Source organism: Mesorhizobium sp. CA6, assembly GCF_020165035.1.
Taxonomy (GTDB): domain Bacteria; phylum Pseudomonadota; class Alphaproteobacteria; order Rhizobiales; family Rhizobiaceae; genus Mesorhizobium.
This window is the reverse complement of the sequence record NZ_JAIUHI010000008.1, coordinates 46,332-60,547: the sequence shown is the minus strand read 5'-3', so window position 1 is coordinate 60,547 and position 14,216 is coordinate 46,332. Positions and strand designations below refer to the sequence as shown.

At 64.1% G+C, this 14,216-nt stretch carries 13 protein-coding genes; 6 read left to right on the top strand and 7 right to left on the bottom strand.

Translation table 11 applies throughout. From position 1 onward, the window contains the following. Positions 1 to 15: 15 nt before the first annotated feature. On the bottom strand, positions 16 to 474 hold the full coding sequence (locus tag LB526_RS13855; RefSeq protein WP_095765180.1) for a RidA family protein: 459 nt from the start codon (positions 472 to 474) through the stop codon (positions 16 to 18). 15 nt (positions 475 to 489) lie between these two features. Next, on the bottom strand, positions 490 to 987 hold the full coding sequence (locus LB526_RS13850; RefSeq protein WP_140840196.1) for a GFA family protein: 498 nt from the start codon (positions 985 to 987) through the stop codon (positions 490 to 492). Positions 988 to 1,076: 89 nt separating this feature from the next. On the opposite strand from LB526_RS13850, the gene LB526_RS13845 reads away from it, so the two are divergent. Then, positions 1,077 to 1,409, top strand: a complete 333-nt coding sequence (locus LB526_RS13845) for a TfoX/Sxy family protein (RefSeq protein WP_140840194.1) — start codon at positions 1,077 to 1,079, stop codon at positions 1,407 to 1,409. Positions 1,410 to 1,431: 22 nt separating this feature from the next. On the opposite strand, the gene LB526_RS13840 is transcribed toward LB526_RS13845, so the two are convergent. Further along, entirely contained in the window at positions 1,432 to 2,349 is a 918-nt protein-coding gene (locus LB526_RS13840; RefSeq protein ID WP_140840193.1) for a pseudouridine-5'-phosphate glycosidase, read from the bottom strand. A gap of 42 nt (positions 2,350 to 2,391) precedes the next feature. Continuing rightward, positions 2,392 to 3,330: a carbohydrate kinase family protein gene (locus LB526_RS13835; RefSeq protein WP_224628064.1), complete on the bottom strand. Its 939-nt coding sequence runs from the start codon at positions 3,328 to 3,330 to the stop codon at positions 2,392 to 2,394. A 367-nt stretch (positions 3,331 to 3,697) separates the two neighbouring features. Here LB526_RS13835 and recA point away from each other — a divergent pair, with 367 nt between their 5' ends. Both recA and alaS read left to right on the top strand, forming a co-directional pair. Beyond that, positions 3,698 to 4,795 (top strand): recombinase RecA, encoded by a 1,098-nt coding sequence (gene recA / locus LB526_RS13830; RefSeq protein WP_095765184.1) that lies wholly within the window; start codon positions 3,698 to 3,700, stop codon positions 4,793 to 4,795. A gap of 437 nt (positions 4,796 to 5,232) precedes the next feature. Further along, a complete protein-coding gene (gene alaS, locus LB526_RS13825; protein WP_224628062.1) occupies positions 5,233 to 7,902 on the top strand; it encodes an alanine--tRNA ligase in 2,670 nt (889 codons plus the stop codon). Between the two features lie 237 nt (positions 7,903 to 8,139). Here alaS and LB526_RS13820 read toward each other — a convergent pair whose 3' ends face one another. Both LB526_RS13820 and LB526_RS13815 read right to left on the bottom strand, forming a co-directional pair. Further along, positions 8,140 to 8,766: a glutathione S-transferase family protein gene (locus LB526_RS13820; protein WP_224628059.1), complete on the bottom strand. Its 627-nt coding sequence runs from the start codon at positions 8,764 to 8,766 to the stop codon at positions 8,140 to 8,142. Positions 8,767 to 8,845: 79 nt separating this feature from the next. Continuing rightward, entirely contained in the window at positions 8,846 to 10,057 is a 1,212-nt protein-coding gene (locus LB526_RS13815; RefSeq protein ID WP_095765188.1) for an NADP-dependent isocitrate dehydrogenase, read from the bottom strand. A 208-nt stretch (positions 10,058 to 10,265) separates the two neighbouring features. Here LB526_RS13815 and LB526_RS13810 point away from each other — a divergent pair, with 208 nt between their 5' ends. The 3 genes from LB526_RS13810 to murI all read left to right on the top strand — a co-directional run bounded on the left by LB526_RS13810 (position 10,266) and on the right by murI (position 12,769). Beyond that, entirely contained in the window at positions 10,266 to 11,114 is an 849-nt protein-coding gene (locus LB526_RS13810; protein ID WP_224628057.1) for an RNA methyltransferase, read from the top strand. An 81-nt stretch (positions 11,115 to 11,195) separates the two neighbouring features. Next, entirely contained in the window at positions 11,196 to 11,801 is a 606-nt protein-coding gene (locus tag LB526_RS13805) for a hypothetical protein (RefSeq protein WP_224628055.1), read from the top strand. Between the two features lie 167 nt (positions 11,802 to 11,968). Continuing rightward, positions 11,969 to 12,769 (top strand): glutamate racemase, encoded by an 801-nt coding sequence (gene murI / locus LB526_RS13800; RefSeq protein WP_224628054.1) that lies wholly within the window; start codon positions 11,969 to 11,971, stop codon positions 12,767 to 12,769. A gap of 3 nt (positions 12,770 to 12,772) precedes the next feature. Here the strand turns inward: murI and LB526_RS13795 are convergent, their stop codons facing one another. Further along, positions 12,773 to 14,164 (bottom strand): RNB domain-containing ribonuclease, encoded by a 1,392-nt coding sequence (locus tag LB526_RS13795; RefSeq protein WP_224628052.1) that lies wholly within the window; start codon positions 14,162 to 14,164, stop codon positions 12,773 to 12,775. Positions 14,165 to 14,216 lie beyond the last annotated feature (52 nt).

Sequence of the window (14,216 nt, the reverse complement as noted above, 5' to 3'; positions counted from 1 at the left end):
CGCCAACGCTTCCGCTCAGTCCGGCAGCGCGGCGATGACAACAAGCTCGACGACGAGGTCAGGCTGCGCCAGGGCGGCGACACCGATCACTTCCGATGGCGGCGGGTTGTTATAACTGCAGTGTTTCGGGCAATGTTCGGCAAAGAATTCGTCCAGCACGTCCAGGCGGAAGTTTGGTGAGCTGAGGACGCCGCCGGACGGAAAAGGCCCTTTGACGTAGAACGTCACCTTGACCAGATGGTCGAGTGAGCTGCCAAGTTCCTCCAGGTCCGACTTGATGTTGGCCAGGATTTCGCGCCACTGCGTTGCCGCGTCGCCGACAGCGCCGCCCTGGTGTTTCGAGGGATCGTAGTCGTCGACGGTGGCGGTGTTGCCGGACAGAAAAACATATCCCTTGGCGTCCGAGACGACCGTGCCCTTGCCCCAAGGCATCAAACGATCGCCTTTGAACTTCTTGTGCGTCGTGAGGTTCATTTCGGCCTCCTCTCGCTAATCCACCCACATCCCTGTCCGCTTGTGCCAGTCGGCGATCGATTCCTCCGGATAGACGTCGAATACCTTGTCGTTCTTGCCGACGACCGGCTCGACCCAGTTCGCCTTGTATTTCAGCATCAGATGCACCTTTTCCGGCGGTGCCGGCAGGTCGCTGTCGATCGCCGAGGCGAAGGGATGCACGAGCTCCGGCCAGGTCGGGTCGTAGAGCCAGAGTGCTGCGCCGCATTTCCTGCAGAAATTGCGCTCGCCGGTCGAGACCTCGCAATGCGGATGCTCGTCATCCTCGATTTCGGCGCGATAGACGCCGAGGCTGCGCTTGCCCCTGATATCAAGCGTCTCGTAGTCGGCGCCGAGATTGATGGCGAACCCGCCGCCGCCCTGCTGCTTGCGGCAGATCGAGCAGTAGCAGAGCATGAACGGCACGGGCGTGTGGCTCTCCACCTCGAAGCGGACGGCGCCGCAGCGGCAGGAGCCTTTGAGCAGGACAGGCATGGCGGGAACTCCGTTTCCAGGTTTCAACCTGTCAGCATGCTTTTGGTTGCGGCGATGACAAGGCCGATGACGGATGAGATGATCGCGGCATGGATAATGCGCGTCTTGAAGAACTGTTCGAAAGCCTTGGACCGATCGCCATCCGAAAACTGTTCGGCGGCAAGGGCATCTATTGCGACGGCGTCATCGTCGCGGTCGTCGTACGCGGCGAGCTGATGCTCAAGGCGGACGAGGAAACAATTCCCGACTTCGAAGCCGCCGGCTGCAAGCAATGGACCTATACCGGCTCGCGCCACGGCAAGGAGGTGGCGATGCCCTATTGGAGCATTCCCGACGAGGCCTTCGACGATCCGGACGAAATGGCGGTGTGGGCGCGGCGGGCTTATGAAGCGGGACGAAGGGCGGGGACGCAATCCGGGTGAGGGGGGCCTTCGCCGCGCGTGCCTACAACGCCTTGGCGATCTCCGCCGCCAGCCGCGCATTGTTCTCGACCAGCGCGATGTTGGTCTTGAGGCTGCGGCCGCCGGTCAGCTCCAGGATCTTCGACAGCAGGAACGGTGTCACCGCCTTGCCGGTGACGTTGAGCGCCTCGGCCGCCTTTTGCGCGGCCTGGATGTAGCCGTCCATCTCGGCGGCCGGGATTTCGTCATTCTGCGGCACCGGGTTGGCGACGAGGATGCCGCCGCCCAGGCCCAGCGCTTGGCGCGTTCGGTAGAAATGCGCGATGTCTTCCGGCGCATGAAGGGTCAGCGGTGCGCGGAAGGGCGACTGCCTCGACCAGAAGGCGGGCATCGTCTCGCAGCCATGGCCGATAACCGGTACGCCGCGCGTTTCCAGCACTTCCAGCGTCTTTTCGATGTCGAGAATCGCCTTGGCGCCGGCCGAGACGACGATGACCGGCGTGCGCGCCAATTCGTCGAGGTCGGCCGAGATATCGAAGCTTTTCTCAGCGCCCTTGTGGACGCCGCCAATGCCGCCGGTGGCGAACACTTTTATGCCGGCCATATGCGCGGCGATCATGGTCGCCGCAACCGTGGTGCCGCCGGTGCGCGTTTGAGCGACCGCGAAGCCGAGATCGGCGCGCGACAGCTTCATGGCGTCGCCCGTCATGGCAAGCGATTCGCGCTCGCCGTCGGAGAGGCCGATCTTGATGCGGCCGTCGACCACGGCGATCGTTGCCGGTACCGCGCCGCAGTCGATGATGATCTGCTCGACCTTGGCAGCCATTGCGCCATTGTCGGGGTAGGGCATGCCGTGGGTGATGATGGTGCTTTCCAGCGCCACCACGGGCCGGCCGGCGGCAAGCGCCTCGGCCACCGGCGGATGGATATCGACGAAGGGGCGGGCGGTGTCAGGTGTCATGGCTGTCTCCGATCCGAAGGGATTGCTTCGGCAGTGGTGGCCCTATGCCACTTCCCGCGGCTCCGGCACAAGGGCAAGCGCCTGCGTGAAGGTGGCGATCGTGAAGGACGGCACGGCCTGCGGGCTCTCTATGGCGAGCATCGCCGCGGCAAGGCCTTCGCGTAGTGCTGCGCGCAGCGGCAGGCCGCGCAGCAAGGCGGCGACGGTTGCGCCGGTCAAGGCGTCGCCGGCGCCGGTCACGTCGGCCACCTTGCGCGGCGCGGGCGGGTCGATCTCGAAGATGCCGGTATCGTCGAAGCCCAGCACCGGAGCGCTGCCGGACGTGACCACGCCGGCGTTCAGGCCAGCCCGCCGGAGCGCGTCGACGAGCGTTTCGCCGGATGGCGCCGCGCCGACCAGCGCGGCGGCCTCGCGGCGGTTCATGAAGAGCAGCGACAGGTTGTCGAGCAGCGGCGCCAGGCGGACGACCTTGGCCGGCGAGACGGCGATGGCGAAGACCGGCCGGCCGCCGGCAAGCGCCAGCAGACGCTCCAGCGCGGCCGTCGGCAGGTTGGCGTCGCACAGGATGGCGTCGGTGGCGGCGATCGCCTCGCGCACCTTGGCGCGCCTTATTTGTTTGGGGAAGGCAAGGTCGTAGAGCGCCATGTCGGCAAGCCCGACGATCAACTCGCCTTCGGCATCGATCAGCGCCGTGTAGCTCGGCGTCGTGCGGTCGAGGAACACCACCGAAAGGTCTTTTATCCCGGCGTTGTCGATCGCCGAGGCGACCGTGTCCGCCGCAGCGTCACCGCCACGCACCGAGATCAGCGAGGCCGACACGCCGCGCTTCACCACGCTGCGCAGCGCGTTGAAAACCACGCCGCCGACGTCTTCGCGCATGACGCCGGGATTCGAAGCCGCGGGCACATAGACGCCCGAGACCTGGCCGCGCCGGTCGATATGGGCGCCGCCAAGCGCCAGGATTGTTGGGGATATCGGCATTTCGGGTCGATGACTTTCGTTGATCGTGCGGCCGCGCACACTAGAGCGGTTCAGCGTTTCACGGAATCGCTGAACTGCTCTAAGTCTTTATCCTGGACGGAAAGCCGGCACGCACCGCAATTGCTCTAGGTTTCCTCAGGTCGCCCTGCAATCGGGGTTGCGATTCGGACGGCCGGGTATCGAAATCTCTTCTGGACCGGTGGTTGCACTCCGCACCAGCCCTGGTGAGACAAAAATAGAACAAATCCAGATATTGATTATTTTTCAGATATTTGTTGCCCCTTGCCAAATGAGAACAAAAAAGGTACAAAACAAGCAGGGATCACGGATTGTCCGGCCTTCATTGACGACCAAGGGGTGATGTATCATGGCTCAGAATTCTTTGCGGCTTGTAGAGGATAAGGCAGTGGACAAATCAAAGGCTCTGGACGCGGCGCTGTCGCAAATCGAGCGCGCGTTCGGTAAGGGCTCGATCATGCGGCTCGGCGCCAACGAGCAGGTGGTCGAGATCGAAACCGTGCCGACCGGCTCGCTCGGCCTCGACATCGCGCTCGGCGTCGGCGGCCTGCCGCGCGGCCGCATCATCGAGATCTACGGGCCGGAAAGCTCGGGCAAGACGACGCTGGCGCTGCACACGGTGGCGGAAGCCCAGAAGAAGGGCGGTATCTGCGCCTTCGTCGATGCCGAGCACGCGCTCGATCCGGTCTATGCCCGCAAGCTTGGCGTCGACCTCGAGAACCTTTTGATCTCGCAGCCCGACACCGGCGAGCAGGCGTTGGAGATCTGCGACACGCTGGTGCGTTCGGGCGCCATCGACGTGCTGGTCGTCGACTCGGTGGCGGCACTGACGCCGCGCGCTGAAATCGAAGGCGAGATGGGCGATTCGCTGCCCGGTCTTCAGGCTCGCCTGATGAGCCAGGCGCTGCGCAAGCTGACCGCCTCGATCTCGCGTTCCAACACCATGGTCATCTTCATCAACCAGATCCGCATGAAGATCGGCGTCATGTTCGGCTCGCCCGAGACGACCACCGGCGGCAACGCGCTGAAATTCTACGCCTCGGTGCGCCTCGACATCCGCCGCATCGGCTCGGTCAAGGACCGTGACGAGGTCGTCGGCAACCAGACCCGCGTCAAGGTGGTGAAGAACAAGCTGGCCCCGCCCTTCAAGGTGGTCGAGTTCGACATCATGTATGGCGAGGGCGTGTCGAAGACAGGCGAGCTGATCGATCTCGGCGTCAAGGCCGGCGTCATCGAGAAGTCGGGCGCCTGGTTCTCCTACAATTCCCAGCGCCTCGGCCAAGGTCGCGAGAACGCAAAACTGTTCCTGCGCGACAATCCTGATACGGCGCGTGAGGTCGAGCTTGCGTTGCGCCAGAATGCCGGACTGATCGCCGAGAAATTCCTCGAGAATGGCGGCTCCGAAGGCGGCGACGACGGTTTCGAGGATGAAGCCGGCGCCCTGTAAAGTGCGTTTACCTGGGATTTTGCGCTCCGGGGCGATCCGCAGGCGCCCGAGGATAGTTGGTTGGCTTAGCCGGAGTTCGGCCGCAATCCTGGTTTATCGCCTTATGCTTATGTAATCGAGTTCTTGTATTGCGTAACCCGAACCGCCGGCCTTCGTGCCGGCGGTTTTGCATTGTGCGGGCGGGGCTGAGCCGCCGCTCGTCCGCCGATCGGCCCAAAGCGCGTCGCGCTGCAATGAATTCAGGCAATGCGCTTTGGTCCATGCTTGTGCCTGTCGTTTTCCCAAAACCGCTTGCGCAGTTTTGAGCGACACGCCTGTTTTCCGTGTTTCTGGACAGGCACAAGAGCTATCGCTAAAAGGCCAATCTATCTTCTGAAACACCAAAGCCCATTTGCCGCCGGCCGGGCCGGCGGTTCTTGCGAAAAAGGCAGTATGCAATGAGTGGCGTGAACGACATCCGGGCGACATTCCTCGAGTACTTCCGCAAGGAGGCCCACGAGATCGTCGCCTCCAGCCCGCTGGTGCCGCGCAACGATCCGACGCTGATGTTCACCAACGCCGGCATGGTGCAGTTCAAGAACGTCTTCACCGGGCTGGAGAAGCGCCCCTATTCGCGCGCCGCGACCGCGCAGAAGAGCGTCCGCGCCGGCGGCAAGCACAACGACCTCGACAATGTCGGCTACACGGCGCGCCATCTCACCTTCTTCGAGATGCTCGGCAATTTCTCGTTCGGCGACTATTTCAAGGAGCGCGCGATCGAGCTTGCCTGGAACCTGATCACCAAGGAATTCGGTCTGCCGAAAGACAAGCTCTTGGTCACCGTCTATCACACCGACGACGAGGCGGCGGGTTATTGGAAGAAGATCGCCGGCTTCTCCGACGACCGCATCATCCGCATCCCGACCTCCGACAATTTCTGGGCGATGGGCGACACCGGCCCATGCGGGCCGTGTTCGGAAATCTTCATCGACCGCGGAGAGCATATTTGGGGCGGCCCGCCCGGCAGCCCGGAAGAGGACGGCGACCGTTTCCTGGAATTCTGGAACCTGGTGTTCATGCAGTATGAGCAGGTGACGAAGGAAGAGCGCATCGACCTGCCGCGTCCCTCGATCGACACCGGCATGGGCCTGGAACGCATGGCCTCCATCCTGCAGGGGGTCGAAAGCGTCTTCGAGACCGACCTTTTCAAGCATCTGATCGACGCGACGTGCTCGGCGCTCGGGCACGGCCACAACCAGGAGAATGCAGCATCCTTCCGCGTCATCGCGGACCACCTGCGCTCGTCCTCTTTCCTGGTGGCCGACGGCGTGCTGCCTTCCAACGAGGGGCGCGGCTATGTGCTGCGCCGCATCATGCGCCGCGCCATGCGCCACGCGCAGCTGCTCGGCGCCAAGGATCCGCTGATGTGGCAGCTGGTGCCGGCGCTGGTGCGCGAGATGGGCCAGGCCTATCCCGAGCTGGTGCGCGGCGAGGCGCTGATCACCGAGACGCTGAAGCTCGAGGAAACACGCTTCCGCAAGACGCTGGTGCGCGGCCTCGGCCTGCTTTCGGACGCGACCGAGACGCTCAAAGCCGGCGATATGCTGGACGGCGAGACCGCTTTCAAGCTCTACGACACCTACGGCTTCCCGCTCGATCTGACGCAGGATGCGCTGCGCCAGCGCAGCATCTCGGTCGATATCGCCGGCTTCACCGACGCGATGGAGCGGCAGAAGGCCGAGGCGCGCGCGCATTGGGCTGGCTCGGGTGAAGCCGCGACCGAGACGGTCTGGTTTTCCGTGCGGGAAAAGACCGGCGCGACCGAGTTCCTCGGCTATGAGACCGAGCAGGCCGAAGGCATCGTCCAGGCGCTGGTCAAGGACGGCAAAGCGATCGATAGCGCGTCCCAGGGCGACGCGGTCGCCGTGATCGTCAATCAGACGCCGTTCTATGGCGAATCCGGCGGCCAGATGGGCGATGCCGGCGTGATTTCCGGCGATGGTTTTTCAATCGAGGTGTCGGACACGCAGAAGAAGGCCGATGGTTTGTTCGTGCATCTCGGCAAGGTGGCTAAAGGCACGATCAAGACGGGTGATGCCGTCGAGCTGAAGGTCGATCATGCCCGCCGCTCGAAGCTGCGCGCCAACCATTCCGCGACGCATCTCATCCACGAGGCGTTGCGCGAGGTGCTGGGCACCCATGTCGCGCAGAAGGGCTCGCTGGTGGCGCCGGACCGGCTGCGCTTCGACATCTCGCACAACAAGCCGATCTCGGCCGACGAGCTCGAAGAGGTCGAGCGCATGGCCAACGAGATCGTCGTCCAGAACAGCCCGGTGACGACGCGGCTGATGTCGGTCGACGACGCCATCGCCGAGGGCGCCATGGCGCTGTTCGGCGAGAAATATGGCGACGAGGTGCGTGTCGTGTCGATGGGCACCGGCCTGCATGGCGCTAAGGCCAATCGTCCCTATTCGGTCGAACTCTGCGGCGGCACGCATGTGAAATCGACTGGCGATATCGGCCTTGTGCGCATCCTGTCGGACAGCGCAGTGGCGGCCGGCGTGCGCCGCATCGAGGCGCTGACCGGCGAGGCGGCGCGCAAGCATCTCGACGAGCAGGACAGGCGGCTGAAAGCCGCGGCGGCGACCTTGAAGATCTCGCCGGCCGATGTGCCGTCGCGCGTCGAGGCGCTGCTCGAAGAGCGCAAGAAGCTCGAAAAGGAGCTTACCGAGGCGCGCAAGAAGCTGGCGCTGGGCAGCGGTTCGGCCGTTGCCGATGCCCCGGCCGCGAATGAGACGGTCGCAGGCGTCGGCTTCCTCGGTAAGGCGGTCAGCGGCGTCGCGCCGAAGGACCTGAAGCCGCTAGCGGATGCCGGCAAGAAGACGCTCGGCTCCGGCGTGGTCGTCTTTGTCGGCGCCGGCGAGGACAACAAGGCGAGCGTGGTCGTCGGCGTCACCGACGATTTGACCGGCCGCTTCAGCGCCGTCGATCTCGTGCGCGTCGCGTCCGCCGCGCTTGGCGGTCAAGGCGGCGGCGGTCGGCCCGACATGGCGCAGGCCGGCGGCCCCGACGCCTCCAGGGCCAACGACGCGATCGCAGCGGTGAAGGCGGCGCTGGAAGCGGCTTGAACGAGTGGGTTTGAATTTACCGCACGCTTGGCGGGACAGCGCCCCCCTCTGTCCTGCCGGACATCTCCCCCCACAAGGGGGGAGATTAGCTGCGTCAGCCATTCGCCTTTTTCTGCGTGGTTGTATTTCAACGTGGGAGATTGGCGAAAGCCGGTGCGCCGTCCGATCTCCCCCCAAGTGGGGGAGATGTCCGGCAGGACAGAGGGGGGCGCTGTCCCTCGACCGTCCTGATTCTTATCAGCCAGCCTTTTCTGTCTGCGCAAAGCTCGGCCGTCCAGCTATTCGCGCATACCAATCCCGGATATCCGCGAAGCGCGCCAACAAATCGCGTCCTTCCGCGACTTTGACGAAATAGGCAATGATCGGCGCCGCGTGCAGGTCGGCCAGTGTCAGTTGCTCTCCTAGCAGCCAAGGTCCTTTCGCCTTCAGCGATGTCAGAACCTTGAGCACCGTCTCAGCCTGGCTCAGTCCGCTGGCGATCAGCTGCTCATCCGGTTGCGTTTTCTCCAGCCGCTCGACGGCGACGTCCCAGACCATGGCACGATAACCATAGGCGTCGAGCATGCCGCTGATCTGGACCATCCTGGCGCGGCCGCGCGCGTCGGCCGGCTGCAAGGCCGGGCCGTCGAAGGCTTCGTCGACATAGCGCGTGATCGCACCGGTCTCGAACAGTCGAAAACCGTCGTGCTCGAAGGCCGGGATGCGGCCGAAAGGGTGATGTTCCAGATACCAGGCCGGGATGCCTTCGGCGGCAAAGATGTCGAGGGGAACGAGCTCGTAGCCGACGCCTTTCTCCTCCAGCGTCATCCGTGCGATGCGCACATAGACGCTGTAGTCCGCGCCGTAGAGAGTTGACTTGGCCATCGATCAGCGCTCCCCTCCGCTCGTCGGAGTACCAAAAAAGAAGGCTCCTTCCGGAGCCTTCGGTATGCCGAATGTGGGTTTACCCCATCGCTTTCTGCAAATTCTCGTCGATCTTGTCGAGGAAGCCGGTGGTCGAGAGCCAGGGCTGGTCGGGACCGATCAGCAGCGACAGGTCCTTTGTCATGAAACCGCTCTCGACGGTCTGGATACAGACCTTTTCCAGCGTCTCGGCGAAGCGCTTGAGCTCGGCATTGTCGTCGAGCTTGGCGCGGTGGGCGAGGCCGCGCGTCCAGGCGAAGATCGAGGCGATCGAATTGGTCGAGGTTTCCTCGCCCTTCTGATGCTGCCGGTAGTGGCGCGTCACGGTGCCGTGCGCGGCTTCCGCCTCCACCGTCTTGCCGTCCGGCGTCATCAGCACCGAGGTCATCAGGCCGAGCGAGCCGAAGCCTTGCGCCACGGTGTCGGACTGCACGTCGCCGTCATAGTTCTTGCAGGCCCAGACATAGCCGCCCGACCATTTCAGGCTGGAAGCGACCATGTCGTCGATCAGGCGGTGCTCGTACCAGAGTTTCCTTGCCTTGAACTCGGCCTCGAACTCCTTCTCGTAGACCTCCTGGAAGATATCCTTGAAGCGGCCGTCATAGGCCTTAAGGATGGTGTTCTTGGTGGACAGGTAGACCGGGAAATTGCGCAGCAAGCCGTAGTTCAGCGAGGCGCGGGCGAACTCGCGGATCGACTCGTCGAGATTGTACATGGCCATGGCCACGCCGCCGCCCGGCGCGTCATAGACGTCATGCTCGATGACCTGGCCGTCCTCGCCGACGAACTTGATCGTCAGCTTGCCTTTGCCGGGGAAGCGGAAGTCGGTGGCGCGGTACTGGTCGCCGAAGGCATGACGGCCCACGACGATCGGCTTGGTCCAGCCCGGCACCAGGCGCGGCACGTTCTTCATGATGATCGGCTCGCGGAAGATGGTGCCGCCGAGAATGTTGCGGATGGTGCCGTTGGGCGACTTCCACATCTTCTTCAGCTTGAATTCCTCGACGCGCGCCTCGTCGGGGGTGATCGTCGCGCATTTCACGCCGACGCCCCATTTCTTGATGGCATTGGCGGAATCAATCGTCACCTGATCATTGGTGGCGTCGCGGTGCTCGATGCCGAGATCGTAATATTCCAGCTTCAGGTCGAGATAGGGGTGGATCAGCTTGTCCTTGATGAACTGCCAGATGATGCGGGTCATCTCGTCGCCGTCGAGCTCGACGACCGGGTTCGCCACCTTGATCTTCGCCATGGAAAGAATGCCTCGTTGCTGGGGGATCTGGACGGCCTTGCCCGCATGGTTTCGGCCGGGGATGCGGAGCGTATATCAAAGGCTTTTTCAGCGCGCAAACCGCGATCCGCGCCGGGGCGGATGGGCACCGCTGTTGTGAATGCTTCATTTTCCGGTCCGGATGTGGCAGGGGACGCCGAAACGCCGCAAACCCCGGTTACCAATAGCCATGCCAGCCACAGAAGACACAACCAAGACCGCTTCCGCCGGACCGGTGATCATCCTGGTCGAGCCGCAGCTCGGCGAGAACATCGGCATGGTGGCGCGGGCCATGGCGAATTTCGGCTTGTCGGAATTACGCCTTGTCAATCCGCGCGACGGCTGGCCGAGCGAGAAGGCGCGCGCGGCCGCCAGCCGCGCCGACCACGTCATCGACGCCACCAAGGTCTTCGACGATCTGTCCTCGGCGGTCGCCGACCTGAACTTCGTCTTCGCCACGACAGCGCGCGAGCGCGACGGCTTCAAGCCGGTGCGCGGTCCGGTGGAAGCGGGCAGGGCGCTCAGGGCGCGCAGCGAGGCCGGGCTGCGCACCGGTATCCTGTTCGGCCGCGAGCGCTTCGGCCTTTACAATGACGAGGTCGGGCTTGCCGACGAGATCGTCACCTTTCCGGTCGATCCCGGCTTTTCCTCGCTCAACATCGCCCAGGCGGTGCTGCTCATGTCCTATGAATGGATGAAGTCCGGCCTCGCCGACGAGACGCAGACCAACTTCTCCGGGCCGGAGCTGGTACCGGCGCCCAAGGAGCAGCTGCACAGCCTGTTCGCCTACCTGGAAAACGCGCTGGAAGCGCGCGGCTATTTTCGCCCGGAAGAAAAGAAGCCGAAGATGGTCGACAATCTGCGCGCGGTGCTGACGCGCGCGGGCTTCGCCGAGCCCGAGCTCAAGGTGCTGCGCGGCATCATCTCGTCGCTCGACAGGTTCTCGCCGGCCATGCCGCGCGGCGATGGCTCGCCCGGCGACGATCCGAGACGGTTGCCGGCCGGCGCGCGCAGTCGCGCCAAAGACGAAGAAAGTTAAGATCGGTAAGCTGCGAGCATTTGAAGTAACCGAATTTTATTCGATTATATGCCATCCTTGCTGCAATAGTGGGGGTGGCACATGTTTACGTCCAATATTGGTCGACTGCGCTTTTTCCTTTACTCTCTCGGTCTCGCCGTAGCCGAAACCGTGGTGATCGTCATCTGCATTGTCAGCACGATCGGTTTCGAAGGGCTGCTCAATTCAGGGCCCGGTCCGTCGCGCCAGGACATGGCAGGCGCGGTTCTCATCGCCTCTCTCATCTTCGTCGCGCTTCGCGGCAACATCGCCTCGCGCCGCACCCGCGACGCCAACGGACGCCGCTGGATCCTGTGGGCCTACATCGCCCTTTCGGCTGTCTATGCCCTTCTGCAGGCAGGCGTGCTGCTGGTCGTCAAATTCGGCGACCCCGAGAGCATTCCGGGCGGGCTGAACCTGCTTGGGTTTTCGGTATTCGGCCTCTGGTGCACGATTTGGTGGGCGAAGCCCGTCGCGGGCAGCAACATCGATGAATTGACCGATGTTTTCGACTTCGATGGCCCGCTGCCGGCGTCGACGCGCGCTGCACGCACCGCTGTGCCGGCCGCTCCACGCGCCGCGGTTGGCGCTTCAGCCGCTCACATTCCGCCCGCGCCGCAGCCTTTCGGCAGACCGCGGCCGGCCGGCTTTGGCAAGCGCGGGATATGAGTGAGATAGAGCATGATGTCGTCCGAAAACCGCTTCGCACTTTTCGGCATCATGTTCTAGCGACTGCGCAAAAGCTGCTCGCATTCGCCTCTTCAAGACCACGATCATTCGCGATAGAAGCGCGTCGGTCCAATTCCGGGCCTGTCGTTTCTCATAACCGGATGACAATGAGCGATCGATCAAGCCAGCGCCCGATCCTGATGTTCGATTCCGGGGTCGGCGGGCTGACCGTGCTGCGCGAGGCGCGCGTGCTGATGCCCGACCGCCGCTTCGTCTATGTCGCCGACGACGCGGCGTTTCCCTATGGCGCCTGGGAAGAGCCGGCGCTCAAGGAACACATCCTTGCGCTGTTCGGCAAATTGCTCGACCGGCTCCAGCCGGCGATTTCGGTCATTGCCTGCAATACAGCCTCGACGCTGGTGATCGATGCGCTGCGCGACAAATTCCCCGGCCATCCCTTTGTCGGCACCGTTCCGGCGATCAAGCCGGCGGCCGAACGCACCCGCTCCGGCCTGGTATCGGTGCTGGCGACGCCGGGCACGGTGAAGCGCCAATACACGCGCGACCTGATCAGCAAGTGGGCGCAGAAATGCCATGTGCGCCTGGTCGGCAGCGATCGGCTGGCGGGGCTCGCCGAGATCTATATGCGCCAGTGTTTCGTCGACGAAGAAGCCGTGCGCGCCGAAATTGCGCCCTGCTTCATCGAGCGCGACGGCAACCGCACCGACATCGTCGTGCTTGCCTGCACGCACTACCCGTTTCTCGCCAACCGCATGCGCAAGACCGCGCCTTGGCCGGTCGACTGGATCGATCCGGCCGAAGCGATCGCGCGGCGCGCCATGTCGCTGCTTGAACCCGTTGGGGACACATCCGGCGTAAGTGAGCCCGATCTTGCCGTCTTCACCTCGGGCAAGGTGGATTTCGCCACGAGGCGGCTCATCCAGGGCTTTGGACTGACCGCACCTTAGTGCTCAAGGCGGGGTGGCGGGCTCGAAGACGATGCTGCGTTGATCCGGATCGGCCGAAACCAGCCTTAGCGTCAGGCCGTCGCCTTGCCTGAGCCCGGAGGCTTTCACGCTGGCAACCACCGGCATGTCGGCAAGCTGCACGCGCACGCCACGGTCGACGAAGTCGGTGACGACGGCCTCGAACGTCTCGCCCTCATGTCCCTTGAGCATCACCGCCTCGGCAAGGTCGATTGCCGCGTGGCTGATCTGCGAGGCGCGGGCATCCGCGCGGCCCATCACCTTCGGCAATCTGGCGAAGGCGTCGGTGACGGCCTGCGGCACGGGCTGGCCATTGGCGATCGCCAGCGTGCAGCGCAGGACGTAGCGATCGGCCAGCCGCCTGAGCGGCGCGGTGGCGTGGGCATAGGTCGCGGCCATCGCCTCATGCCAGGGGACGATGCCCTCCTGATAGGGTTGGTAGGACGCGCCGTTGCCTGCGCGGCGGATTTCCAGCATTAGCGCCGCCTGTTTCGGGTCGGCCGGATCGAGCGTGCGTTGATAGTCGCGCAAGCTGGTGGAGGCCGGCCAGGACAGGCCGAGCGCCTGTGCCGCGTTGCGCAGCCGTTGCACCTTGGAGGCGTCCGGCCCCGACATCACCCGGAACAAGCCGGTCTTGTGGGCCAGCATGGCGTCGGCAATCGCCATATTGGCGGCCAGCGAAAGTGCTGCATTGTCCTGCTCGGATTGCAGCAGCGGCCTGAACGAAAGCCGGAACGTGCCGTCGGCGAGCCTTTCCACCTCCTGCTCGGGCGGATCGACGCGCGAAGCGCCGCGGCGTTGTTCGTTTGCCGCCATACGCCGCGCCAGTTCCGCGAAGCCGGCCGGAACGTCGGCGGCCCGCACGCTGTCATAGGCGAGCTTGGCGCGGCTTTGGATGATGGCGCGCTCCGCGCCATCCAATTTCACCGCACCGTCCTCGGCGACCCGAACGGTGAAGACGACTGCCGGACGCGGCCCATCGGGCAACAGGCTTGCCGCGGCCTCGGCGAGCACCGGCGGGTACAGCCCGGCCCTGCCGTCCGGCAAGTAAAGTGTCTCGCCCCGGCCCCAGGCTTCGAGATCAATCGCGTCGCCGTCCTCGGCGAACCAGGCCACGTCGGCAATGGCATAGTGCAAGAGAAGATCGCCGCCGCTGGCCTCGATCGAGAAGGCCTGGTCGAGATCGGTGGAACTCGCCGGATCGAGCGTGACGAAGGGCATTGCCGTCCGGTCGGCATGCTGGTCGGGCACACGCTTTGCCGCCGCCTCCGCCGCGGCGATTACCGCAGGCGGAAATCCATCCGGCACGTGGAATTCTGCGCGGATTTCCGCAAGTCCGGTGGAAAGCGCCTGTGAGGGATCGTTCAGGGATTTCATGCAACCGTCCTACACTGGCATTCCGGGCGCGGGAAGGCTTGCCAGGATACCG